Consider the following 24,605-nt stretch of genomic DNA (forward strand, 5'->3'; position numbering starts at 1 on the left):
CCCCGCGGCAAAGAGCTCGTCGACCAGGCCCAGATCGATTCGTGGGTGGAGGGTTACGGCCAGTTCCTGGCCGCCCAGAGCCGTGGCGGTGAGGTGATCGCGGTGACCGCAGTGCTGGAAAGCGTCGTGGAGACCCGGCTCAAGCAGCGCCGCGAAGTGGCGCGGCTCGTGCGCCCGGTCGCCCCGGACTTCGCGGCCGCGGTGATGCGCGAGGCCGCCGCCGACAGCGGCGGCACCGGCGCACGCATCGAAGCCCGCATCACCCTGACCTACCGCGCGATCGGCAAAGGCCGCATCCGCCGCGACCCCGAAGAACAAGCCCGCGAGATCGGCCAGCGCCTGCAAGGAGTGCTGTCCCAGCTCGCGCGTGCCGGACTGCCAGCGACACCACTGCACGCGTGGGAGGTGATCGGGCTCGTGCGTGCCCGCTACGACCTGGCCGCCCAACGCGATATCGAGGCCGCCGGCCCGGCGCTGGCCGACACCCAATCCTGGGACAAGGCAGGGCCTTTGGCGCATGAGGACCGCTGGGACCACTACCTGCACGACGGTGCCCGCTCGATCACCTGGGAAATGGACGGCGCACCCCGGGGCGCGGTCACCGAAACCGGCCTCGAGGAACTCCTGCGGCCCCGCGCGGACGTCCCGCGCAAACGCGTCGCGATCGTCTACCGCCTGCACTCGGCGGCCGAAGCCACCAAACTCGTCGACTCAGACTTCCGCGACGCCCTCGCCGCCGAACAAACCGAACGCGGAATCGCCTCCGCCTCAGCGTCTCTGCGAGTCGGCAACACCAACGCCGCCCGTCAGGAACACGCCCAAGGCGCCGGGCTGACAAGGTTCGGTGTCCTGATCACCGTCACCGACACCGTGGACGCGGACATGCCCGGTATCGAAGCCAGCGTGCAGGGCATGTCGGCGGCAGCACGGCTGGATGTGCGGCGCTGCTACGGCTCCCAAGCCGCGAGCTTCGCCGCCTCGCTGGGAATCGGACTGATCCTGCCCGAGCACGCCTCGGTCACCAAGCGAGTTTCGGCATGAACACACCGAACCGCCGCACCCGGCGACGCGCGCCGAGAACACAGACCGTCGCCGGAATCCGAGTGCTCACCGCGCAGGTGCGAGCACAGGTCGAAGCCGACTCCACCCGCCCAGGGTGGCGGGGAGCACGAGCACGGTTGGCGCTTTCCAGCGATGATCACCGGCGGGCCAACGCCGAACACCGGCTGGCCGATCTGGCCCGCGACGGTGGCTTCGTGAGAAAACTGGCCAAGCTCACCGCCCGCGGCTACGCCGGACCCGGTGGAGGCCGCGCCGCGGCGGTGGCCTCGACCCCGGAGTGGCGTGCCACCACCGTCCAGGTCGCCGGGCTGTGGCCCTTCGCGATCGGGGCCAGCTCCCCGATCGTCGGAACCCCGGTCGGGGTCCACTACATCACCGGCGCGCCGGTGCATTTCGATCCGATGTCGTGGTTTCTGCGTGGGTTCATGACGGCCCCGATCCTGTATGTGCTGGCACTGAATGGTTTCGGGAAGTCCTCGCTGATCCGGCGCATCGTCACCGGCGCGGTCGCGGCCGGGGAAACCGTGTTGTGCATGGGCGACACCAAACCCGACTACCGCGATCTCGTCGTGCGCTTAGGCGGGCAAGCCATCGACATCGGCTACGGCTTCGGCTGCCTCAATCCCCTCGACGTCGGTGCACTGGGATCAGTCCTGGACCGTCTATCCGACCCTGATCAGCGCCGCCAAGTCGCCGCCCGAGTCGAAGCCGGCCAGGTCAACATCGTCGCGGGCCTGATCGAGATCGTGCGCGGCGCACGGGTCGCCGACTACGAAGAGACGCTCATCGCGGCGGGCCTGCGCGAACTCTACAGCGAAACAAGCGAATTCGACGCTGAGCATCCGCCGCTGCTCTCGGATCTGCTGGCGGTGATCTCCGACGGCGGCGAGCAGCTGCGTCAGTTCGCCGAAGAGGACGACACCCCGGCCTACCGGGCGAGCACGAAAACCTTGCGCCGTTCCCTGCGCGCGCTCGTCGAGGGCCCGATGGGCGCGATCTTCGACGGCCACACCACCACAGCGTTGAACTTGGACAGCCCAGCGATCTGTGTTGATGTCTCCCGGATCCCCGAAGGCGACAACAAACTCCTGGCTGCGGTGCTGATGGTGTGCTGGTCTCAGGGGTTCGGCGCGATCGCCGCGGCTCATGCCCTCGCTGATGCCGGGCTTGGGCCCGCGCGCCTCTACGAGGTCGTGATGGATGAGATCTGGCGCGTGCTCGGTGTCGGGGAGTACATGGTCGATCGCGTCGACGCTCTGACCCGCCTCAATCGTCCGCTGGGGGCGGGGTTGATCATGTGCAGCCACACCGTCAAGGACCTGACAGCGTTCGAATCCGTTGCCTCCCAGGCTAAAGCGCTCGGATTCTTCGAACGCGCCCGCGCGAAAATCATCGGCCCGGTCGGGCCGGAGGAAATCGAGCGGATCCGGCGCGCGGTCGGCATCACCGAAACCGAGAAATTGCTGGTCACCTCCTGGGCCGCGCCGCGCCCGCCCAGCGACGACGACACCACCTCGGCGCGGGAAGCTCCACCCGGGACTGGTTGCTTTCTGCTCAAGACCGGAGAAAGCGGTGAACCCGGAATCCCGTTCCGCATGGTTTTCACCCCGAGTGAGCGCGATGCCGACATCCATAACACGAACCGGCGCTTCACCTTCGACACCGAAACCGAAGCGGATGCGCATGATCTCTGACCGGCGGCGACTGCAAAACGTAAGTCACTCAGCTTCTTTGCCCATCCTAGCGGCCACGCGACCTCAGTGCGTCGAGACCGCGTTCTCACCTACATCGGGTTGCGGGGTGGCCCTCCAGCCCACACGGCCACCTGCTCGTACTTCGCCCGCGACATGGAAGGAATCCGATGAACGAACCCGCTGATTTCGTGGTGCTGGGGATGGACCGCACAGCGGTCTACGGCCGCGGTGACATCGAAGCCATGATGGACGCCGTCGACGTAGACAGCATGAGCCTGGCCTCTGCCGGCATTGATCCGATCCAGATCTGGTACACCCACGCAGGATCGGAACCGAACCCCCTCAGCGAACCGATCCTCACCGCTCTCGGCCACCGCGACCCGGACGGGTGGATGGGGCCGATCGTTCTGACCACCCGCGGAGACCCTAAGTGGGTCTGCCAACCGTTCGCCGAGGACGTGCGCGCGCGGGTCGACGAGGTGGTCATCGCCGCCGGCGGCACCGTCACCTCCGCTCCGGCCGTGGATGCCACCGCGAGGGCCGATCCGATGCGCGCACTAGGCAACGACCCCGATCCCGCTGAGGGCACCGAGTCGGGCCAGAAGCCGACAGAGATCGCTGCGGCCATCGGTGCCGCACTAAGCGGAGCCGCCTCGGATCAGGTGCAACTCGATTACCCCGCGCCCGACATCACGCAGCCGGGAACCGATCCCACCACCCTCGGTCCTGACTTGGCCTAGGCGCCTAGGAAGCCACTCCGCAAACCAACCTAGAAAGCGAGGTCCCGATGGACCCCAATCCGCTCGTATCCGGCTCGCGGGCGCTGGTATGCCTTGGCCTGCGGGAAGTCCTGGCATGAGTACCGATGAACTCCTCGAAAACCCTGGCGGTCGGCGCGTTGACGCTGCCACTGGCGCTGATCCTGATGCTGCTCGTGGTCTTCGTCGGTACCGAACCAGCCGCCTCCTGCGCGAGCACCCTCGCACCGGGAGCGACCGGGGAATCACCCGAGCAGGTGCCAGAGCCCGGCGCGACGGGGTTGAACGCACGACAGCTGGAGTTGGCGCGCAACGGTGTCGCGATCGGCAAACAGCGCGGGGCGAGCGAAACGGTGATCCTGGCCGAACTGGTCGCCCAAGCCACCGAGAGCACCTTCCGCAATCTCGCGAACTCCAATGTGCCGGAATCACTGTCCTACGCCAACGACGGGGTGGGCCACGACCACGACTCGGTCGGCCCACACCAGATGCGCGTCAGTGTCTGGGGCTCGGTCGGTCTCGCGACGCTGATGGACCCGATCTATCAGATCAACTGGTTCTACGACCAAGCAGCGAAATTGTCTGGTGCGGACCAGATGACACCGCCGCAGCTGGCTCAGGCGGTGGAGCGGTCGGCACCGAATGCCTACGCCGGCCAAATGGAGCTCGCCCGGCAGGTGTACGCGATGTTCGCCGACATCGCCCCGGCCACGATGCCCGCGCCACAGGCAGGGGAGTTGCCGGGCGGGTGTGGCTCCACCGGTTCGGGTGCCCCGGTTACTCCGGCGGGCCCGTTCGGTCAGGCGGTGATCGATGCCGCCCAACGCTGGATCGGCACGCCGTATGTGTGGGGCGGGGGAGACCAAACCGGGCCCACCAAAGGCGGATTCGATTGCTCGGGCCTCACGTTGTATGCGACCTTCCACGCCTCCGGTGGCCGAATCCTGTTGCCGCACTACACCCAAGCCCAGCAAGACCACCCCACCGCGACGATCGTGCCCTTCGCCGAGCGCGCACCGGGCGACCTGATCTTCATGACCGCCCCGGGCGACCGCGACTCCCATCATGTCGGGATCTATTACGGGCGCGACGAGCAAGGCCGGGACCTGCTCCTGCATGCCCCGCAAACAGGGCAAACCGTCACCATCACACCGCTATCAGCGTGGGACGGCGAGGAATTGGCGGTCCGGCGCTACTCCCCGCCAGAACTGTAGGTTCCCATGCTTAATTGCGTCTTCTCATTGGTTTTGCGTTGGTCTTGCGTTTACGCAAGATCGGTGAGAACCCTGCGGCGAGGCTACGTCGCGTCTAAATCACCGAAGCCTGGCAACGGTTTCCACCACAATCACCTTCTCTTTTTCGGCGTCGGCGTAGCCGTCCAGGTCCGAGCTGTGCCACTGCTCGCCGGTCCGAACTCGATGGAACCGGAAGGTTCCACTGCTGCTGTTCGTAGCGACGATGCACCGAAGCTCGACAGGGTCGTCCAGCACGTGCCCACATCGAGCGATGTGCAGCGCCAGCATGAAGCCCTGAACCAACATCCAACGCTGATCAACCTCGGAAATCACCGGCACTCCCAGCTCATCCCGGACGTCCTTGGCCACAGGCACCAGATCATCCAGATGGAAGGTGCTGATGTCGACCTCCCATTGGGCCAGATCGAAGAAGTTGCCCAACGACCGCGAAGCGCGGTCGACCTGATCGGCAAATACAACAACCTCACCACAGCGCACGACACCAGCTTGCGCCAGCTCGCGCAACTCAGGAAGCAATCCGTCGAGCGCACCAGCAACAATGCGCGCCGTATGCGCGCCCAGGGCGTCGGCCGCTGCGTCATTCATCTGCACCGAAATCACGCCAAAGCCTCTCACAACCGACCACGGCGAAGACCGATTGCTCATCGACTGCCTGGCAGACGCCGCACCTACTTTGCTCACCCCGCGGACCGCAAACCAATGAGAAACCGCGACGCAAAACCGATGGCAAACAACACGATCCGCCCAGCTCACCGCCGGGGCCGCCGCAAACAAGGACGAGAACCTACAAGAACCCACCCCCGAGCCGGGCGGGGTGCAACCACCGGCCGTCGTTTGACCGGACCGATTCCAGCGGCCCGGACACGGGCTAGCGGCGGCTTCGCAGACATCCACGGCCATCTCAGGAAGGGGCTGTTATGACGCTCTCGCTCGCACCAGCATTGCATGAAAAGCTGGACGCGCCAACCATTCTCGCAGCAATGGCGGCGATCATCAGCCATCCGGCCCGTCAGCGCGCATTCGAGCACCAGGACAACCTCGAGCGCGCGCGGGCCCGCGCCGAGCTGGCCGCGCGGAGCGCGCGGGGCCCGCAGCTGCTGCTGTCGTGCGCGGCCACCAGCGAGCAGGCCGCGATCTGCCGCCCCGACGGTCGCGTGGTCTGGCGCCGGCGTTTTGCTGACCTGCCGGATGTGCGGGTCGTGACCACCCTGGATGCGATAGACGCTGTCGCGCGCCACGCGATCTGGATCGCTGGTCGGGCTCGCCTGGAATGGGGGGCCGAGGCAGCGACGCTGCGCTTGGTCATGGACCGGCGGCGCCGCGCCCTGCACGAGCGCCTGCACCGCCACGCCTACGGCCTCGGGCTGAGCCTGGAGATCCTCGCCGACCCGGCGGGCAACCCGGCCATGGCCGCCTGCGCGGACACCACCGCGGTGGACTGGCACCCCAACCTCGGGCTGACCGACCTACAACTCGCGCGCCGGATCCCGACATGAACCACCGCATCGCCAGCGCCCTGTTCGTCGTCGGCGTCGGAGGGATCGCCGGTTGCGTGCGAGACCAGCCCGCGCCCGTAGCCGTCGAGACATCCTGCACAGCGCCACGATTCGTGCCGCCGTTCACCGCGGTCGATCCCTGCTCCGCGGAAGCGGTGCTGGTCGCCGCGCTGGTGGCGATGTTCTCCTACACCCCGGCCACCGAATCCGACCAGCAGGTGGCGTTCACCGCCGCCGCGCCGTTGCTGACACCCGACTACGCCGCGCGCGGGAGGTCGGCGGCCCCGGTGATCCTGCCCATCACCGTCGCGACCTGGCAGCAGTGGCAGAGCGCCGCGGTCTCGGTGGACGCCGAGGTCCGCCTCACCGGTGATGACCACCCGGTCGACACCGGCACCGAGGTCCATCGCGTCATGGCCCTGAAGCTACGGCCCAGCGACGCGAGCGCGCCCCTGACCTTCACCGCCTACGTCACCGCCGGCCGTACCGACCGCGCTACGGCGTGGCGGTTGAGCGGGATCGAGGTGCTGGGATGAGCGGCGGCGACCCGGTCGAAGAAGGCGGTCAGGCGGTCCGTCAAGGCTTCATCCAAGCGTTCCAGACCGGTGCGATGGCGGCCAACTTCTTGCAGCGCCGGGCCGGGGAGGCCCGGTCGGCGACCGAACATCTTCAGCGTATGCAGGACTCCGCCGACCGCGGGATCCGCGAACAGCAAATCCAATGGGCGAAGTTGCAGGGTTACAGCGACCGCCGGTGGCAAGGCCAGCGCCTGTTCGAACTCGACGAGAAACTCAAACTCGGTGACGGCCAACGCAAGCAGACGCTGCACGAGCGCCAAGTCGAGGGCTACGACAACCGCAAACAGTGGGGCCAAGCCGAACACGAGGCGGAACTGAAGGTCAAAAGCGAGCAGATCCGGCGCGGCAACCACGACCTGGCACGCCGCGACGCCGAATTCCTGCGCGAGCAGCAACGACACAGCGAGGTCCACACCGAGAAGATCCAGGGCTACCAGACCCGCGCCGAGCAGAGCGCCGAAGTGCACAAACTCGATGTCAAGTACAAGGAGATGCTGATCGAAATCCGGCGTCGCGCTGCCGGTTTTGCCGACGACCTGGGCGCCGCGGGGCGCGTGGACGCCGAGGCGATGAAGGCCGCCGCCGGGTTCGCCGCCGCGGAGTACACCGCCGATCTGTCCGGCGATCACGCCGCCCACGCCCAGGCCTATCGCGAGCGTTTCACCGCCGACACCGGCCTGGACGCCGAGGACATCCTCGACGATCTCGACACCGAGATCCGCCACAAGGCCAGCAACACCGGTCCGGAGATCATCGACGCCGAAATCGTCGGCGCCGCACCGCAGGCACCTGCTCCGGCAGCGCTGCTGGATGTGGTCGACGCCGAGATCATCACCGACCCTGACCTGCTCGCCTCCCTGCACGCGGTCGCCGGTCTCATCGAGGACCTGACCACCCTGGCCCACGCCGACCACGACGCCCCGACCCGTAGCGAGCAGGACGCGAGCAGCGAACCCGGTGCCCGGATCGGCGAGGCCATCCACGACGCCGGCTTGACCGGCGAGGTCGGGATCGGGCTGGACCCCGAACCAGGGGTACCCGCACCGGGGCTGAGCCCTGGTGCGGGCATCGAGGCAGGAACGCAGCCATGAGCGCGCCGATACCGAATCCGCTGCTGGCCCGCGAACTGCTCAGTTCGCTGCAGAACATGCACGTGCGGATGAAAGAAACCGCCGAGAATGCGCAATTCGGTTGGCAGAGTGAACGACTCGGCTCTACCCGGGCCTGGCAGGAGCAACTGAGCGGCCAGAGCCTGGCCGCGCAAGCCTTCGCCGAACAGGCCGCCGCGATCGGCGTCCCGCAGGCGTGGATCGATCACGTGCGCGATCTCGGTGACAAAGGATTGGAATGGCGAGCGGGCCAGAGGATGCCCGACGCCGCCGGTGTCGACCGCACCGACCTGCTGGCCGGATTGTCCGGGCAGGTCGCCCGCCTCAACGAGATCGCCGCGCTACGGACGGTTTTTGTCGAGCGGTTCGGTCCACCCGATTCGCGTGCCGAGCTGTTCTGCCGGGAGGTGATGAGCGCGCTGCGCGAGCGCATCGGCGCGCTCGCTTTCGCGCTCGACCTCACCGCCGGTGAGCGCGCCGGGTTGTGGGGCCAGGCCGACCGCGACATCAACGTCCTCGCCGCGGGCTACCGCAGTCTCGGCGACCGCACTCTGGTCGAGCTGTGGGAGGCGCGAACGACCGCGATCGCGGTGATGGGCGAGCACGTGGCCGCCGAGGTGCTCGATCGCGCCGGAGCCAGCGTCGATGTCAGTGCGGCCGCTGGAGCGCTGCCCCCGACCGCGGAGGAGCTGATGAGGACCGGGCCCACCGAACTCGAAGCCCCGAACCTGCGCGACCCGGGCGCGACGACGATCCCCGCCAGCGAGGCGGGGACGGCGATCGGGCGCGCGATCGAGGCCGCCGGAATCGGCACAGACCCCCGCGCCATCGAATACACCGGCCCGGACCTCGAACCCGGCCCAGGCAACGAGCCCGGCACCCACGTCGAGCCACACGGCCCCGATCCGGAGTGACTGGAAATGACCGCGATCAAGCCCCCTCGCACACGCGATCAGGCGGAAAGGACAACGATGAACGACGACACCCGCACAGACCGGTCTGGCCATGGCCCGACCGACGCTCCTGCGGCCGGCAGCGATCATGCATGACCCCGAGCTACGGCGTCCTTCGATCGCCGCGATCCAGGAATACCTGCTCAAAACTCTCCAGAACCTCAGCGCTGACCGCCATGCCGTGCAGCAACGCCTGGATCACAGCCGTTACGCGCTGACCGGTGACGCCCGATACGAATGGGATTGGCAGCGCCAGGTCCTCGGACTGACCCACCTGCGCGAGATCGTCACCGACTCCGCCGCCGCGATCGGAGTACCAGCGCCCGCGGTCGACGCCGCGATGATGCGCGGAGAGACGGGAAAACGATGGCAGCGCAACCAGCCGCTGCCGCGCACGAAGACCGTCGAACGGCGTCAGCTGATCGATCGGCTGCTGGATCAGGTGCATCGCTACAACAACATGGCCGCCGTGCACCGCGCCTATGTGGAGCGTTTCGGTGCCCCCGAAGGCAATTCGGGGATGTATCACCGAGGCACCTTGGACGCGTTGCACCAACGGATCGGCGCGGTCGCCTACGCACTGCACCTGAGCCCTGACGAGAAGACATACCTGTGGGGGCACTCGGACTATGTCGTGAAGACCCTGACCACCCACTACCTCGACGGCGCCGAATCAGCCCTGCTCGATCGCTGGGACACGACGGCCAACGGCGCGATCTGGCACCGCGAATCCCAGCTCGGGCAACCGTTGCGCGAGGCGGGCATCACCCGCACAGCGATCGCCGCGAGCGGGCAGTCCCCGCCCACCCCCGACGAGCTGATCAACGCCCTCGGCCCCAGCCTATCGATACGTGGCAGCGAGGCGAACCTCGAACCCGCCGCGGGGGGATCCGAGATCAGCTCAGCGATCGAGGCCGCCGACCCCGGCACCGAAGCGACCGAACTCGGCACCGCCGATCCCACCGACCCATCCACCGACGCCGGGCCGACGCCGCCGGGCCTGGACCCCTGAGAGGAGCCCAGCATGGACGAAGCGCCCACCGAGCCGATCGCCATCATCGGCACAGACAACAACCGCGTCGAAGTGCTGCAGGCACAGCTGTTTTCGGTACCACGCCAGCAACCGGACCGGCAGCCGGACCCGAAGTGGCAGGCCGAGCTGTTACGGCGAATCCAGCACTGGGCCGCCGAGCACACCCGCCTCACCGCACTCGGGGCCGACGGCTACGACGGCACCGATATCGGACCCACCCAGGAATGGGCTGCCCAACTGGACGCGGTGCAAGCCCAACTCGACACCGCCGAAGAGCTCGCGCTCGAGTCCGGGCTCGAGCCGGCCTGGATCGAGGACATCCGAGAGCTCGGCCACCGCACCGACCCCATGACGCGTATGCCCGAGTCGGCGCCTGCAACGACCCCGGCCGCGACCGCCTACCAGCAGTTCATGGCGGACAAGATGAGCGTGGATGTGTGGCATTTACAACGTATGTCGTTCCTGGTGGCGGCCTATCAGGACCGGGTGGCGACGGGCCGTTCGAGCATCACTTTCACCCCGGCTCAGCTCGGGCGATTCGGGAACAGGATGCTCGCCCACCATGAGCGCGCGAGCGCCCTGGCGCGTGGCGCGGGGATCACCGCCGCCGAAGGCGAGCGGTGGTGGGGCCCGAGCCCGGCCGGCTGGCAAGCCCTGCATATCAGCTACGTCAGCGCTCACGACGAAATGGGGTTGGTCGGCGAGATGCGCCGCTACATGACCGATGATCCAGCCGCGACGCTCCCGCCCGGGGTCGCCGACTTCGAGGCGAGGACCGGTGCGCAGGCCGGGCCACCGCCGCCGGAGGCCATGATCGCCGACGCCTACGCCGCCATCCGCGCCCACTTCATCGACCACGCCGTCGCAGACCTCGAGGGAGGACGTGCCGCGGCCGAGGCGATCGAAAGCGCCCTACCCGCTGCCGAGTTGGCGGATCGCTCGGCCACATCCACACACACCGATCTCACCGTGCAGGGCGCCACACCGGAGCTCGGAGCCGGCCCGGGCCCCTGAACGCGTAGCCGAGACCCACACGCGTGCAGGTCTTCTCGTCGGCTGTAGGTGCCAGCCGTCCAGGAGGCAACAACCCATCGGGGACATCAGCAAACCACCGCCCAGCAGGAAAACCATTCCCGCGGGCGGCTTGCCGACAAGGTCACGATGTCCAACACCTACCTCCCGCGATCCCGCGAAACCCCTTCTGCCCGTCGTGAAGTCATTGACGCGGCTGTTGAACACCGCGCCGTGCCCGCCGGGGAAGCGCCGCGATGAGCTGGCAGGACCCGCCCCGCGACTTCACGGACCCGGCGTATTACGCCGACGCGGCCTCCGACACCGAGCGCGAGTTGCGCGCGGCGTTCGCGCGATTCCATCTGCTGGGTGAGATCGAGCCCGAAGCCGACACACCGGACCGGATCGCCGAACGCAACGCCGCCGCCTACGAGATCAGCCACCCCTGGGAAAACCATCCCGAGGTCCGTTGGCGGTGGCTGTGGCGCCAGCTCGACATCGAGGCGACCCAGTGGGAGATCGATCCCGACCGCACCCGCGCGCTCTACGACGATCTCGCCCAGGCGCGCGAGGCCGGTCAGCCCGGCGTCGACGAGCTGGCCTGGCGCACCCTGCACCAAGCCCGCGAGCTCACCGGCCACACCGGCGGCCTCTCCTCTCCCTCCGCCCGCGCCGGCTGGTGGCTGCCCGGCCCGCAACTACGCGCGATCACCAACGCCGACAACACCGTCGCGAGGACACCTGGCCGCCATCTGCGGGCGGTCCCCGACAGCGGCACCGAGACAACCCGCGGTGCCGCCGACCGCGCCCTCGGGGCCCCGCGGGATTTGCGGCTGCTGGACATGACCGCGGTCGAGAAAACGATCGCCGACACCGACGCCTTGTTGAACCACGAGGAACTAACAGGTGACCTCGACCCCGGCACCGATCGACAGACCACGCGAGCACCGAATCCGCTGCGAGAGAACACAGTCGACGCCGCCGCAGCCCTTGCCGAGCGGCAAAGCCGACACGCGTACCTGCTGGCCCAGGTATACGACCTGGCCGCCCAGCACGCCCGCCTGAACGCAGCCTGGGATCCCGATCCCGACTACGCCCACGCCCGGATCGAACGCCTCGAGGAGCTGAACAACCTCCTGCGCGGGGCGCGCCGCTCCGCCGCGTCGGCCGGAGTCCAGGACGCGGCGATCAGCGCCGCCTACCGCGCCGGACGCGACTCGGTCCCGATAGACGTCGACCCCGTCCCTGCCCACGACCCGGATCCGGGCCTGGCCACCGCGAGCGGCCACGAGATCGGCGCGGCCATCGACGCCGCACTACCCGACGAGCCCGCCCCGGGATGGGACGGCCAAACCCCAGACCCCGCGCCGGCCCCGGCGCATTCACCCCACCTGTTTCCGAGCGAGGAGCTGAACCGATGACCACTCCGAACCTTCCGCCTGTGAGCGGCCGAAGCACCGCCGACGACGCCAGGCCGGGTGAACGGCGATGACCGGCACCCGGGAAGCGCGCCGCCGCCGCGTCGGGGGCCTCGGGCCCGAATTCAGCGCACTGCTGCTGTTCGGCGGCGTGGTGGGACTGGTCGTGCTGGCCTGGGCGGCGTTGAGCATCGGCCGCTGGTGGACCGGACAACCCGTCACGCTCCATCCGTTTCTCGCGTTGTTGGAAGTCGTTACCGGACAACAACAATGGCCCTGGCAGTCCACGCCGGTCGTCGTGCTGCTGTGCGCACCAGTGGCCACTGCGGCGTGGACCGCACGCCGTCTGGCGCGCGGTCGGCGACGCATCGACGCCGCCGCACGCACCATGCAGCGCCCCGGTGAACTCGAGATCGCACGCGTGGCCGACAACGCCGCCGCCGCGCAGCGCCTGCTCAAAGACGCACCCGCCGCAGTCCAGGCGATGAAAGGCCCGCCGCTGGGCCGCACCGTGCTCACTGGCACGTGGCTGCATCTGCCTGCGGAGATGGGCGTGTTCATCGCGGCCGGGCAACGCTCGGGCAAGACGGTCGCCTGGGCGATCCCCGCGGTCCTGTCCGCCTGGGGCTGTGTCCTGGCGACCTCCAACAAACCCGACCTGTATCGCGCGACCGCGCACGCCCGCGCCGAGCAGGGCAGCCAGGTGTGGGTGTGTGACCTGCAAGCGGTCACCGGCCGCATCGAGATCGGCTTCTGGGTCGACCTGCTCGCCCAGGTCGCCCATCTGCCCTCCGCCCGCAAACTCGCCAGCTTCTTCATCTCCAGCGAGGACGAAAACGCCAAACAGGACGCCTATTTCGAGGGCGGAGCCCGAGAGCTGCTGGCCCTCTACCTTTTCGCGGCCGCAGCGGCAGGCGGAGACCTGCTCCACACGACCGAATGGCTCGGCCGCGACCAGGACCCGACCCCGGCGATGATCCTGCGCCACCACGGCCATCCCCGCGCGGCGGGCCGAATCATGGAAGCCCAAGCCCTCTACGCCCGCCAGCGCGACGGCCTCTACGACATGGCCCGCCGCCACCTCGACGTCCTCACCCACAAGGGCTACGCCGCGGTGATCACCCCACCATCGCGGCAAACGATCAAGGCCAGCGAAGCACGTGACGGCAGCATCACCGTTCACAACACCGCGGGCCCGATCACCCACACGCTGCCGCAGTTCGACCCGCGCGCCTTCGTCGAGAGCAACGACACCCTCTACGCGTTGTCGATGGCCGGAGCAGACTCGGCCACCCCGCTGACCTCGGCACTGGTCGGCCAAATCGTCGAAGCAGCCCTCGAGGTCGCCCGCGCGCGCCCGGACGGGCGATTGAAAGTCCCATTGCTCGCGGTGCTGGACGAGGCCGCCAACACCGCCCGTATCACCGAGCTGCCGGACTACTACACCTACTGCGGTGGTTGCGGCATCTTGCTGATGACGATCGTTCAGGTGCTCGAACAGGGCGAAAACCTCTGGGGTGCCAAGGGGTTGGCGATCATTCGCGCCCAGTCGATCGAGATCTACGGCGGCAACATCGCCGAACTGGACTACCTCGAGCACTGGTCACGCACCATCGGCCAGCACGAAGTCGCCGACCGCACCCGCGGTATCCAGCCCGGCGGGCCGAGCCGCTCCATGACCTGGCGTACCGAGGCCATCCTCGACGTCGCCGAACTCAGCGCGCTGCCGAAAGACCGCGCGTTGATCCGGCTGCCCGGCTACGCCCCGCTGTTGCTGCGCAAGGTCCCATGGTTCGAAAACCCCGAATTCGCGCCCATGGTCACACGCTCGCTGGCGCACTTCGAGCACGACGGTGCGCCGACCCTGGCAATCGGCGACCCGGGCACCGGCGGCGGGGCGGAGCCGCGACGATGAGCACTCCCAACCCCACCCCCGCGCCGCCGCCGAGCAGCTCGAAGAAAGCTCCCCAGCCTCCGAAGTATCGAGACTTCGTCGAGTTCACACACAAGTGGCTGCTACCCGGAATCAATGTGCGCCTGGCCGAGTCCCAGCGTGAGAACACCTACACCTGGTGCCGTCAATGGTGGCGCCACCGCCCGGTCGCGGTCCGGATCGCGCACCTGCACAACGCCTTCGAAGCCTCACGACGCACCAAGGCGGGCAATTCGCTGAGCTCGTTTCTGCTCAACCACTTCGACCCGCATCTGCGCATCATCCTCGACGCCGCCAACGGGCCCCTGCACCGCTGCTCGCGCACCCAGCACACCGCCCTGGCCGCACTGACCGCCGACCCGGTGCCGCAGGGCTGGTTCCCGGCACCGGCCAAACCCGCCCCCGCACCCGAGGAAGGCGAGAAGGAGAAGCCGCGCCCGGTGTTCGAGCGCTGGTACGACTGGGTCGAGCACTGGCTGCTCCCGGTCACCGCGGTCCGGATCACCTCGAACGCCCGCGAAGGCACCTACAGCTGGTGCCGGCAGTGGTGGACCCATCACGAGGTCTGCGTCCGTTTGGCCGCGGTGCACGCGGTGTTCGAAGCCGCCCGCCGCGCCGAGGACAAGTCGGCGATGAGCACACTGTTCGTCCGCCACATCGACCCGCACCTGCGCGCCATCCTCGACGCCGCCAACGGCCCACTGCACCGCTGCTCGACCAGCCAGCACGTCGACCTGACGGGCCTGCCCGCGACACCCGTGCCGCTGGCCTGGTTCGGCGCACCCGGGGAGAAGACACCGATCGAGCGGCTGGGCTTCGGACCCGACTTCCGCGCCCTGGGCACGGCACTTGGCGGTGACCAATCATGAAGAAACCCACCCGCGCACAAACCCGGGTCCTGCAAGGCTTACACGCCTACGCCACCGAGCTCGGCCAGCTGACACGCGAAGCCCAGCAGCAACGCGAAACCACAGGATCGACTCCAGGCCGAGAATGGTTCGACCGCTACCACCAGTACGCCATCCTGCACGAAGCCCTCACCTCGGCCGCCCACGCCGCAGCAGTACCTCCGCAATGGATCGGCCACGCCCGCGACGCCGGTGAACGCGGCATCGCCTGGGCCGAGGTCGAGTTCGCGAAACCCGCGGCGCCCAAATGGGATCGAGTCTTCAGCGACCTCACCGCACAGGCCCGACAGCTCTGCGAATGGACCGCCCTCGATACCGCCCGCCGGCAACTCGGGCCGGTACCGGCCAAAACCGGCGAGGCATTCGACCGCAACCTCCACGCGCTGCGGTCCCGTCTCACCGGGGTGGTGAACCTGCTCGACCTCAATCCCGGCGACGGCGAACAACTCTGGGGAACCATTAGCGACTGGGTCGAAACCGGCTACCAATTGCTGGCCGACCACCCGGCCGAATCGATCATCCAGCGCTGGGAAACCGCCGCGCGCGTCGACACGGAATCGCTGGCCTGGCAGGCGACAACCTTGGCCCAGGCACGCATCAAAATCCTCACCTCGGTGGCGTTACCGGACCACGACCTGCTGACCGCGCGCTTGGGCGTGCTCACCCTGGGGCAACCGTCCTTGTTCCATCACCCCCGTAACGGTGCCGACATCAGCGCCGCAGTCGAGGCCGCCGAAGCAGACCGCACTTCGGCCGAACTAGTTTTCAGCGCCGCCGACCCACCCGAGTCAGTCCTCGTCTACGAGGCGGACACCGTGGCGGCCCCGGAATTCCGCGCCGCCGCGCGCGAGGTGGACCTATGACCGAGCCAGCGAGGCGGCAGGTCCGCGTCGGAGACATCGCGCCCGAGCACGCGGCGCTGCTGCGCAGAGTCCATGAACTCGCCGCCGAATCCACCCGGATGCGACTGGCGGCCCCGAGCTCTGGACGTGAGGTCGCCCAGTGGAAACGGCTGGGTGAGCGTCTGGACTTGATCCACCGCGAGCGCCGCACGGTCGAAGCCTCCGCGCGCGCCCAAGGCATCCCCGAGCCCTGGATCAAAGCCGCTCGCTCCCACGGCGCCGAAGGCCAAACCTGGACAGCAAATCAGCTGCTGGCCCCGGCAAGGACAGGAGGGCTACGGACCACCCGAAAGGTCGCAGCCGAAGCGCAACGCCTGGCCCACATGGCGGCAATAGGCGTTGTCCGCAAACACCTCCGCACCGCCGCAGGCATCGTCGGCACCGATGCCGATCGTGCTGCGGCGCATCGCTTCCGGCGAAACTTCGAAGCTGTCCGGCGGGGCGTCGAAGTCATCGCCGCCTCGACCGGGATGGGCCGGTGGGAAACAGCGATCGCCTTCGCCGCCGCCAATCGCCACCTCAACTTCCACATCGACCAATACCTCACCTACGACCTCACAGCTTTGGATGCCCTCTACCTACCGCTCACCGACAGCGCCATCTTGATCGAGGTCGCCAGATCGATCAGGCACGTGCGCGCCTCACCGTCGGCCACCGCGAACAGCCCCGGCGCGAACGGGGTCCCCAGCGCCAAAGCTCTGCTCGATCACGCCCGGCACGCGCTGGTCGCGGTCGATACCCCCGAGTTCGGGTCCGGCGCGGCGATCGAGACTGCGATCTCTGCGGCCATCTGGGATCCGGCAGCCCTGGACTGGGAACCCAGCACCGACGGCGACGGACCCGATAACGCCGTCGTCCAGGCCGCTCCCGAGATCGGACCAGAGCGGTGACCTCACCCGCGACGCGGTCGGTCCAGCTGGGCGACATCGAGCCCGAAAAGGCGCGGATGCTGCACGAGATCCACGCCCTGGCAGCCGAATCCGCACGTCTGCGGCGAGAGATACCAGTCACCGAGCGACAGGTCACCGACTGGGTCCACCTGCACGAACGCCTGGACAAAATCCACCGCCAACGCGAGCTCACCGAAATCACCGCACGCGAGCACGGCCTCGCGCCGCAATGGATCGAGCTGGCACGAATGCGCGGCATCGAAGGCAGGGACCTGACCGGCGATCAGCTCCTGCCACCGACAAGCCGGGCACCGGGATGGCGGACCCCGCATCGGCTCGCCTCCGACGCCGAACGGCTGGCCTACATGGCTGCGGTGCACACGGTCCGCAACCATCTGCGCGCGAACGCCGGGCTGACTGTCGAAGCCGATCCCGCTGCGGTGCAACGCTTCACACGCAATCTCGATGCTCTGCGCAATCGTGCCGCAGCGATCGCGGCTTCACCTGCGGTGTCGGCCTCGAAAGTCCTCCACGCCTTCGCAGGAGTCAACGCTCTGCTCGAGGGTGAGATCGGTCAATACCTGACCTACTCTCTCGCCGACCTCGAGGCGCTGTGGTGGCCACTGACCAGCCGCGCTATGGGTTCGGACCTGCGCAAGTCGATCAAGAACCTACGCGCTGCCGCGGGCGACACCGACCGCAACCACACGTTGATCCCGGCCAGCGAGAACCTGCTCGAGCAAGCACACCAAGCACTCGCCGCGGCAATCACAACCGGCCCCGAAGCCGGCAGTGGCGCGGCGATCGAGGCCGCGATCTCGGCCGGACTGAGCGAATCCGCGGCCCTGGCCTGGGAGCCCGCGACCGACACCGGCGAAACCGCCGCCGCGACCGTCGAGAGCCAGCGTGCGATCGGCCCCGAAACGCTCACCGCCGAACCGCCATAACCGCGCTCCGCCCCCGGCGTCGCCTCAACGGCCCCACCACGTCAGGAGAAGACATGCACCCACCTCGACCCCACGGGTTCGACCGCCCCGAACGCGTCACCCGCCGAATCGGCGTCTCAGGAATCCAACCGAACAGGGCGATACCAACTAGTGCCGGCAGAATCCACCGGCACCCGATCGGCTACCCCGGCGTGGTCACCGACCTCCCGACGTGGCGCGCCGCGGCGTGGTTGATCGCCCATCTCGTGCGCGCCGAACTCGACTACCGGACACGTCGAGCACTCCAGTCCGCGCGAACCCGCTGGCGGCGATGAGGATGTCAGCACAGCGACACCGATGGCCACCATTTCCCTGGTGGCGCCGGAAAGCGTTGAGGCACAGTCGCTCGTCGGCCATATCGACCTCCGAGCACGCCGCGCTCGTGGCACGGTTCGAACGGGTGACCGGGTCGCGCCTGATCAAACTGTTCGCGCCCGCCCTGCTCGATCAGGCGATGCTCCCGACCATCAGCGCGGCCTTGGAAGACACCGGCCGGCTCGCGCACGAACCGTGGCAGCGCGCGGTCGCCACCGCCGCCTCCGCGCAGATCATGACCGCCGGCCACCCCGCAGACCGGCTGCTCGAATCACAGCGACTACTGCGTCTGCACCGGCACATCCGCGGCGTCACCCCGACCGGCCTGCGCTACTCGGCGTTCGCGCCCCAGGCGTGGCACTGGGTGCTGATCTCCACCTTCCGCATGCAGCTGGCCGCCTACACCGCACTGACCGGCCACCACCCCGACACAAGCGAGCAACAAGTTCTCTGGCAGCACTACCGCGTCAAGACCGCGGGACTGGACCTGCCCGGCCGAGCCAGGCTCGCCGACCGCTACGAGGAAATCACCGCCCACTACGAGCGCATGATCGGCGACACGCTGGCGCGGACACCGACCCTCGACACCGCCACCGAGACCCTGCTGCGCGCAGCGCCGCCTCCGCCGTTGCTGCCCGCCGCCGCCGAACCGGCATGGCGGGTGATCCGGCCAATCGTGGGCCAGCTGGCGGCCACGCTGGGTTTGTCGATCATGCACCCGCAGGTGCGGGCGCTCGTGCCGATGGCCTGGACCCGCCGCCACCAGGTGAGCGCTGCGGTCCTGGTCTTCGTGCTCCGGTGCTCGTTTCGCCTGCTGCCCGCCGCGGTCACCGACGCGCCACTGTCACGCAACCGTCGCCGATATCGGGCACTGATCAGCAGATACCGCCACCACACCACCGGCTCACCGGACCAGCCGCCATCACACCAGACACGAAACGGAACCCGCGCATGACCGAAACCGACTCCAGCACAACCGAACACCGGCACAGACCCGGCAGCCGACTACCGCCCCGCCGTGCCCCTGTCGACCTCGAGGTCGCGGTCATCGGCGCCGGGTTCGGCGGAATCGGCATGGCCGTCGCGTTGCGACGCGCCGGGATCGACAACTTCGCGATCTTCGAGAAAGCCAGCGACCTGGGCGGGGTGTGGCGAGACAACACCTACCCCGGCTGCAATTGCGATGTCCCGGCCCACCTCTATTCCTTCTCCTTCGCCCCCTACCGCGACCGCCACACCAGATACCCAGGACAGCAGGCGATCCTGGAATACCTGCGCCGGATCGCCGAAGACGAAGGACTCGAACCGCACCTGCGTCTGGGCACCGGCATCCGGGAAGCCACCTACCTCGAGGCTCAGGGACGGTGGGCCCTGACGACCGACACCGGCCACCGGATCCTGACTGATTCCGTCGTGTTCGCGGTCGGCCAACTGCACCGGCCAAACATCCCCGATATCCGCGGACGCCACGCGTTCGAGGGCGCGGCGTTCCACACCGCACGCTGGGACCACAACCAAGACCTCACCGACCGCGCCGTAGCGGTCATCGGCACCGGCTCGAGCGCCGCCCAGATCCTGCCCTACCTGGCCGCGACCGCCCGCCACATCGAGGTCTTCCAACGCAACCCGCACTGGGTGCTGCCCAAGCCTGCCCTGCGATTCGGGCCCGTCACCAGCGGCGCGCTGCGATTACCTGGAGCCCACCGCGCCTACCGGGCCGGCCTGCATCACGGCGCGGACCTGGCGCTGTCGCCGATCATGCGCCGTGGCTGGTCCGCGCGCCCCGCTGAATGGATCGCGCGCACGCACTTGCGCCGCCAGGTACCGGACCCGCAACTACGCGCGCGCCTCACCCCCAGCTATCCGATCGGCGCCAAACGCATCATCCTCGACAACGACTTCTACTCGGCCTTGAGTCAGCCGCACGTCTCGCTCGTGACCGCACCGATCCAGGACATGACCCGCGAGGGCATCCGCACCGTCGACGGCGAACATCACCACGCCGAAGTCGTGGTGTGGGCGACCGGATTCCGCGCCAGCGAGTTCTTATCTGGACTATCTGTTCGCGGTCGTGATGGAGTGCTTCTGGCTGAGCAATGGCGAGATGGCGCCTCGGCCTTCGCTGGCTTGGCGGTGCCGGGCTTTCCCAACCTCTACCTGATCGCCGGCCCCAACACTTTCAACCCCGCGGGCAGCAACCCGGAAATGAAGGAAGCCCAGATCGCCTACATCACGAAGTGCCTGCGCTGGCGCGACGAAACCGGCGCGACCGCAATCGAAGTCGACACCGACATCGCACAAGAATACGACTGGCGTATCCAGCAAGCGCTTGCGCACACGGTTTTCGGCACCGTGCGCAGAAGCTGGTACCGGCACGTGTCCGGCGCGGTGACCAACCCCTGGCCGGGATCGGTACGCCAATTCGAACGGTTCCTGCGCCACCCGGTCGCCGAGTCCTTTCACCCGAGGTAGTCACGTATGTCGACCGCCGAAGCGCATGCCATCGCGCGGAGCCCGACGTACGGAAACCGGGCTGACAACCCAGGGGGGATCGGTGCGATCGCCATCAGTACCCGAGCGGATCTGGCGGCCAGGCCCGGCCAGCTCAGCGAGCGACCAGGAAGGGGCAGCTGGAGAGTGGCTGGAGGACGGAGGGCTTGCTAGGCTGACAGCGCAGCGCAAGCTGCATCTTTCCTATCCGACGAAAGATTGGTTGTCGCCCCGGCTCCTGGCAGAGATTGAGGGGCGACACCGCTCAATTCTCCTGCGCTGACACGCGGCTGAAGCCGAGTACGGTGAACTCGGAAGTTCACGGTAGGGATCCCATGAGGTCTGTTCAGCGTCGGCCGCTGGGCTGCGCACATCCTCGGCCGCCATTGCCCAAAGCTGGCCTAGTCTCTCAGGCGTCTAAGCGAGGCCTGGGGCTTGCTTCTGCGGGGCGATAACCAGCTGGCTTTGCTGATAGAGCAGATCGCTGCGCGCCCGCGCCGGCCGCGGCGGCGTGCTCGCCGAACCGCTTCAGCAGCGCCGGGCCGCCGTCCTGGCGCGCGACCAGCGACTCGAGCAGCGCGATATGGCCTTGATCGGGCAGACCCGGCCAGAAACCCCGCCAGCGACCGGTCATGGGCCGCGACCAGGCGTAGCTATCCGTCCCGTCGGCGGGGTTTGGTGAGCCAGCGGTCGAATCTGCTGTCTCGCAGGGGATGTGACGCCTGTAGCTGCTCCAGCAGCAGCCGGTAGGCCGGTCCGGCCGCAGTCGCGTTGTCCACCACCACGACTCGCCACTCGCTCACCCGGGCGAGCTTGCCAGGCGGAACGACGGCGCTCCGCGCCGGGATTCGGGCGGTCACCGATTCCGGCGAATTCGGGCGCTGTTTATGAACTTTCGAAGAATCCATCTGCGAGCGCGCTGAAAGCGTGTATTCGCAAGCGCTACTCCGGATTACGAATTCCGGCGTGTCTCTCTTCGACACGCCGAACCGGAAGAATGCGGGATCGACGTAAGCTATCCCCTGGAGCCACCGCGCGGTACGGGTCCCGAAATGATTGGAGCCATCCAGGGATCCCGGACCGCGTGGTGTGTCTCCGTTCCAAGTTCGCAAATTGAGAAACGAGGACATGAATGAAGATACACCGTAACAATCAGGGTGGGTTCCGTGCTGATCACGGGCGGTTTTTGAAATACCGCCATGGCTGGGCCATGGCAGTACTGGGGGTGCACTTGATCAGTTGCGCGGCAATCCAGTTCGTCTTCGAACCCTCTCCGACCTGGGAGGCGGTAGGCAATCTCCTGCTGCTGTCCGGGTCATTGCTGGCGGTGATGCTGGCGGCCAGGGCGACGGTCATGGCGATGCCGCGGCGGGTGCGAATCAATATCTACATCCAGTAGTGCCCCGCAGGGCCTGCTGATCTGCCGCGAGGGCGGGCGAGTTCCCGCCCTCGCGGGGCAGTCGCCCCTGGGGTCAGCCGATCTTGGTTCAGGTGCCGGCAGATCCTGACAGGGAATCCGGTGCCGCGGTATCGTGGATTGACCGGTGGATCACATGCCGGACCATCGCCCCTGCGAGGGGACCTCACCGACCGGAAGGCCGCGCATGGTCCCTCGCCGCGAAATCCTTGCCCGCCACGACGAACTCGCGCGCCGGGTATCGGAGGCGTTCGCTGCCGGGCACGGCCGTGTCGGCGCGGCGCGCATCGCCGCGGCGTTGACCGCTGACGGCTTTCCGGCCAGCAAGTCCGCTGTCGCCCGGGTCATGCGCCGGGAGGGACTGCACGCGAAAAGGCTGCCGGTGCCGCGCGTGGAGCTGGTCGAGCTGGTGCAGGAGATACACGCGCAGCACCTGTGGGGCGCGGGCAGGGTCGCGGCCGAGCTGGCTCGCCGCGATGTCCCGGTCTCCGAGGGGGTCGTCGCCCAGATCATGCGCGACTACGGGATGCGCGGAGGTGATCGCGGCGGAGTGCTGAAATTGCCGCCGGATCTGGTCGCCTACATGCAGGAGCTGTATGTCACCAGCCAGGGGCGCGCGCTGAACGAGGTTCTGCGGCGGGCACGGCAGGCGGGATGGCCCTTGTCGCATCTGGCTGAGCCGCTGGGGATCAGTCCTGCGGCGGTGCAGTACCGCACCGTGAGGACTGCACCGGTGCCGTCCGGGCGCGCGATTCCCTACGTTCCGCCTCGCTTGGTCGGCCGCTGTGGAGCGGTGTCGGAGGTGCCCGAGGATCTGCTGGAGTCGATCGCGAGGGCATGGAAGCGGGTGCTGGACGGCGACGAGGATGCGGCGTTCGAGCTGGTGAAGAGCTTGCATGTGGCTTTCGCGGATCACGGCTTGCCGGTACGGGTGGTGGAGGCGTTGCTTGGGGTAGGTGACGGGGAGATCGTGGCGTGGCGGCGGCGGTGGAAGGACCGGATGTACAAGTCGGGCAGGAGAACAACATCATGAGCACCCTGAGCGTCGTCGTCCTCGACACCACCACCACGGCCGACGGAATGGAATGGGGGCCTGCCGCCGAGTACGCGCCCGCGATCGAGACCGATGCCGTCGAGCAGTTCCTGCGCGAGAACGGCGCATGGGACAACGCCGGAACCGACACCTACGCCCTGGTCGTCCCGAACGACCTCTGGGACCACGCACTCAACAGCGCACCGTGCTTCGAGATCGAGGTGCCCGAGGTGCAGGCGCAGGCTCTCACTGCGGCCATCGAAGCGAACTAGAAGACAGCCGGGCTGGCGTGGGCTCGCTCATGCCTCATCCTCTCTCGCCGCCAGCTCCGGCGGCAGCCATCGATCCGCGGGCACAGCAGGCCGCGCTCTACGCTGTGCCGCGGTCAGTGGGGCTGGGGCGCGCGAAGTGTGATCGCCCACGGCATCGACCAGCCGCAACCGAGGCTTGTCAGTTGTCACGCTCCGTCCCCCCACATGCTCACCTGACCCACCCGACCGCGGCGTAGCAGCATTGCCCGGTCTCGTTGGTTCGCTGCCATTGCTCGTCTTTCCACCGCGCGAGTTCATCCAGGGGACGCCACATTTGCGGAGCTACCAAGCCCGGCTCGGCGAGATCGCATCCCGTCAGGAGGTCGGCGATCTCTCGACGGCTGCGGGGATAGAAATCGATGCCGTGGGCGGCATAGACCTGTGCCGCGCGGGTGGCGATCTCGCCGTCGAGGTCGGCGGTGATATGGCTGAGTACGACCGCCGACCCGGCAGGTAGCGTCTTGATCAGCGTCTGTACCACCTGGGCGGATTCGACGAATTCGAGCACGAACGAGCAGCACATCGTGATCGGAGCTCGGGGATCCAGCGCCTCCTCGATCGCGTCGATGATGGCGGTGGCGTCGGTGATATCGGCGTCGACGACCTGGGTTCGTTTGTCGGCCAGCATCGCTCGTCCGTGGGCGGCGACGATCGGGTCGTTGTCGATGTAGAGGGTGCGTGCCTCGGGGTTGATCTGCTGCGCGGTTTCGTGGACGTTCGGTTCGCACGGATAGCCGCTGCCGAGTTCCAGGATTTGGGTGACGCCCTGCTGCACGGTGTAGCCGACCGCGCGGAGTAGGAATGCTCGCGCCTCTCGCGCGACATTCCGGAATCCGCTGGCAGCACCGACCAATTCCACGCCCACCGTGGAATCGGCGGAGTAATAGTCCTTCCCGTCCAGCAGGAAGTCGTGGATGCGTCCGCTGTGTGGGCGGCTCGGGTCAGGCAGGGCCGCCACGACAGCGGTCTGGTCGGGTTGCTTGCTCACCCAGCACCACCCGGGTTGGGTGCCGGCGCGGTCGGGGTGTCCCAGTGCGGTCGCACGCGGCAGC

General features: G+C 67.9%; 24 protein-coding genes. 21 read left to right on the plus strand and 3 right to left on the minus strand.

Annotation, left to right across the window (positions count from 1 at the left end):
- From AB0I43_RS39465 to AB0I43_RS39480, 4 genes are all read left to right on the plus strand, one after another.
- The coding region (locus AB0I43_RS39465) for an SCO6880 family protein (protein WP_357433936.1) at positions 1 to 1,041 on the plus strand (1,041 nt) is incomplete at its 5' end.
- Complete coding sequence (locus AB0I43_RS39470; RefSeq protein ID WP_357433938.1) at positions 1,038 to 2,756, plus strand: hypothetical protein; 1,719 nt, start codon at positions 1,038 to 1,040, stop codon at positions 2,754 to 2,756. The genes AB0I43_RS39465 and AB0I43_RS39470, both read left to right, overlap by 4 nt.
- A 200-nt stretch (positions 2,757 to 2,956) precedes the next feature.
- Complete coding sequence (locus AB0I43_RS39475) at positions 2,957 to 3,496, plus strand: hypothetical protein (RefSeq protein ID WP_357433941.1); 540 nt, start codon at positions 2,957 to 2,959, stop codon at positions 3,494 to 3,496.
- A 125-nt stretch (positions 3,497 to 3,621) separates the two neighbouring features.
- Complete coding sequence (locus tag AB0I43_RS39480; protein ID WP_357433943.1) at positions 3,622 to 4,728, plus strand: C40 family peptidase; 1,107 nt, start codon at positions 3,622 to 3,624, stop codon at positions 4,726 to 4,728.
- Between the two features lie 99 nt (positions 4,729 to 4,827).
- Here the strand turns inward: AB0I43_RS39480 and AB0I43_RS39485 are convergent, their stop codons facing one another.
- Positions 4,828 to 5,370, minus strand: coding sequence for a hypothetical protein (locus AB0I43_RS39485; RefSeq protein ID WP_357433945.1), 543 nt, complete (start codon positions 5,368 to 5,370; stop codon positions 4,828 to 4,830).
- 317 nt (positions 5,371 to 5,687) lie between these two features.
- Here AB0I43_RS39485 and AB0I43_RS39490 point away from each other — a divergent pair, with 317 nt between their 5' ends.
- From AB0I43_RS39490 to AB0I43_RS39555, 14 genes are all read left to right on the plus strand, one after another.
- Positions 5,688 to 6,266, plus strand: coding sequence for a hypothetical protein (locus AB0I43_RS39490; protein WP_357433947.1), 579 nt, complete (start codon positions 5,688 to 5,690; stop codon positions 6,264 to 6,266).
- Complete coding sequence (locus AB0I43_RS39495) at positions 6,263 to 6,802, plus strand: hypothetical protein (RefSeq protein ID WP_357433949.1); 540 nt, start codon at positions 6,263 to 6,265, stop codon at positions 6,800 to 6,802. The genes AB0I43_RS39490 and AB0I43_RS39495 overlap by 4 nt, the downstream gene beginning before the upstream one ends.
- A complete protein-coding gene (locus tag AB0I43_RS39500) occupies positions 6,799 to 7,935 on the plus strand; it encodes a hypothetical protein (protein WP_357433951.1) in 1,137 nt (378 codons plus the stop codon). Before AB0I43_RS39495 ends, AB0I43_RS39500 begins: the two co-directional genes overlap by 4 nt.
- The gene (locus AB0I43_RS39505) at positions 7,932 to 8,867 is read left to right on the plus strand and encodes a hypothetical protein (protein WP_357433953.1); all 936 of its coding nucleotides are present in this window, start codon (positions 7,932 to 7,934) and stop codon (positions 8,865 to 8,867) included. Before AB0I43_RS39500 ends, AB0I43_RS39505 begins: the two co-directional genes overlap by 4 nt.
- 127 nt (positions 8,868 to 8,994) lie before the next feature.
- Entirely contained in the window at positions 8,995 to 9,918 is a 924-nt protein-coding gene (locus AB0I43_RS39510; protein WP_357433955.1) for a hypothetical protein, read from the plus strand.
- 12 nt (positions 9,919 to 9,930) lie between these two features.
- Entirely contained in the window at positions 9,931 to 10,953 is a 1,023-nt protein-coding gene (locus tag AB0I43_RS39515; RefSeq protein ID WP_357433957.1) for a hypothetical protein, read from the plus strand.
- Between the two features lie 254 nt (positions 10,954 to 11,207).
- The gene (locus AB0I43_RS39520; RefSeq protein ID WP_357433959.1) at positions 11,208 to 12,371 is read left to right on the plus strand and encodes a hypothetical protein; all 1,164 of its coding nucleotides are present in this window, start codon (positions 11,208 to 11,210) and stop codon (positions 12,369 to 12,371) included.
- A gap of 67 nt (positions 12,372 to 12,438) precedes the next feature.
- A complete protein-coding gene (locus AB0I43_RS39525; protein ID WP_357433961.1) occupies positions 12,439 to 14,283 on the plus strand; it encodes a type IV secretory system conjugative DNA transfer family protein in 1,845 nt (614 codons plus the stop codon).
- A complete protein-coding gene (locus AB0I43_RS39530) occupies positions 14,280 to 15,170 on the plus strand; it encodes a DUF4913 domain-containing protein (RefSeq protein WP_357433964.1) in 891 nt (296 codons plus the stop codon). The genes AB0I43_RS39525 and AB0I43_RS39530 overlap by 4 nt, the downstream gene beginning before the upstream one ends.
- On the plus strand, positions 15,167 to 16,072 hold the full coding sequence (locus AB0I43_RS39535) for a hypothetical protein (protein WP_357433966.1): 906 nt from the start codon (positions 15,167 to 15,169) through the stop codon (positions 16,070 to 16,072). The genes AB0I43_RS39530 and AB0I43_RS39535 overlap by 4 nt, the downstream gene beginning before the upstream one ends.
- Positions 16,069 to 17,001, plus strand: a complete 933-nt coding sequence (locus AB0I43_RS39540) for a hypothetical protein (protein ID WP_357433968.1) — start codon at positions 16,069 to 16,071, stop codon at positions 16,999 to 17,001. The genes AB0I43_RS39535 and AB0I43_RS39540 overlap by 4 nt, the downstream gene beginning before the upstream one ends.
- 56 nt (positions 17,002 to 17,057) lie before the next feature.
- Positions 17,058 to 17,948 carry a hypothetical protein gene (locus tag AB0I43_RS39545; protein WP_357433970.1) on the plus strand — a complete coding sequence of 297 codons (891 nt, stop codon included), beginning with the start codon at positions 17,058 to 17,060 and terminating at the stop codon, positions 17,946 to 17,948.
- A 421-nt stretch (positions 17,949 to 18,369) separates the two neighbouring features.
- Positions 18,370 to 19,257, plus strand: coding sequence for an oxygenase MpaB family protein (locus AB0I43_RS39550; RefSeq protein ID WP_357433972.1), 888 nt, complete (start codon positions 18,370 to 18,372; stop codon positions 19,255 to 19,257).
- Positions 19,254 to 20,774, plus strand: coding sequence for an NAD(P)/FAD-dependent oxidoreductase (locus AB0I43_RS39555; protein ID WP_357433974.1), 1,521 nt, complete (start codon positions 19,254 to 19,256; stop codon positions 20,772 to 20,774). The genes AB0I43_RS39550 and AB0I43_RS39555 overlap by 4 nt, the downstream gene beginning before the upstream one ends.
- Positions 20,775 to 21,445: 671 nt before the next feature.
- Here the strand turns inward: AB0I43_RS39555 and AB0I43_RS39560 are convergent.
- Positions 21,446 to 21,595, minus strand: coding sequence for a hypothetical protein (locus AB0I43_RS39560; protein WP_357433976.1), 150 nt, complete (start codon positions 21,593 to 21,595; stop codon positions 21,446 to 21,448).
- Between the two features lie 329 nt (positions 21,596 to 21,924).
- On the opposite strand from AB0I43_RS39560, the gene AB0I43_RS39565 reads away from it, so the two are divergent.
- The 3 genes from AB0I43_RS39565 to AB0I43_RS39575 all read left to right on the plus strand — a co-directional run bounded on the left by AB0I43_RS39565 (position 21,925) and on the right by AB0I43_RS39575 (position 23,514).
- Positions 21,925 to 22,191 carry a hypothetical protein gene (locus AB0I43_RS39565; protein WP_357433978.1) on the plus strand — a complete coding sequence of 89 codons (267 nt, stop codon included), beginning with the start codon at positions 21,925 to 21,927 and terminating at the stop codon, positions 22,189 to 22,191.
- A 154-nt stretch (positions 22,192 to 22,345) separates the two neighbouring features.
- Positions 22,346 to 23,242 carry an IS3 family transposase gene (locus AB0I43_RS39570; protein WP_357434065.1) on the plus strand — a complete coding sequence of 299 codons (897 nt, stop codon included), beginning with the start codon at positions 22,346 to 22,348 and terminating at the stop codon, positions 23,240 to 23,242.
- The gene (locus tag AB0I43_RS39575; protein ID WP_357433980.1) at positions 23,239 to 23,514 is read left to right on the plus strand and encodes a hypothetical protein; all 276 of its coding nucleotides are present in this window, start codon (positions 23,239 to 23,241) and stop codon (positions 23,512 to 23,514) included. Before AB0I43_RS39570 ends, AB0I43_RS39575 begins: the two co-directional genes overlap by 4 nt.
- Before the next feature lie 208 nt (positions 23,515 to 23,722).
- Here the strand turns inward: AB0I43_RS39575 and AB0I43_RS39580 are convergent, their stop codons facing one another.
- Positions 23,723 to 24,541: an SAM-dependent methyltransferase gene (locus tag AB0I43_RS39580; RefSeq protein ID WP_357433982.1), complete on the minus strand. Its 819-nt coding sequence runs from the start codon at positions 24,539 to 24,541 to the stop codon at positions 23,723 to 23,725.
- Positions 24,542 to 24,605: the final 64 nt, after the last annotated feature.

The sequence above is a fragment of the Nocardia sp. NPDC050435 genome, assembly GCF_040655395.1.
GTDB lineage: Bacteria > Actinomycetota > Actinomycetes > Mycobacteriales > Mycobacteriaceae > Nocardia.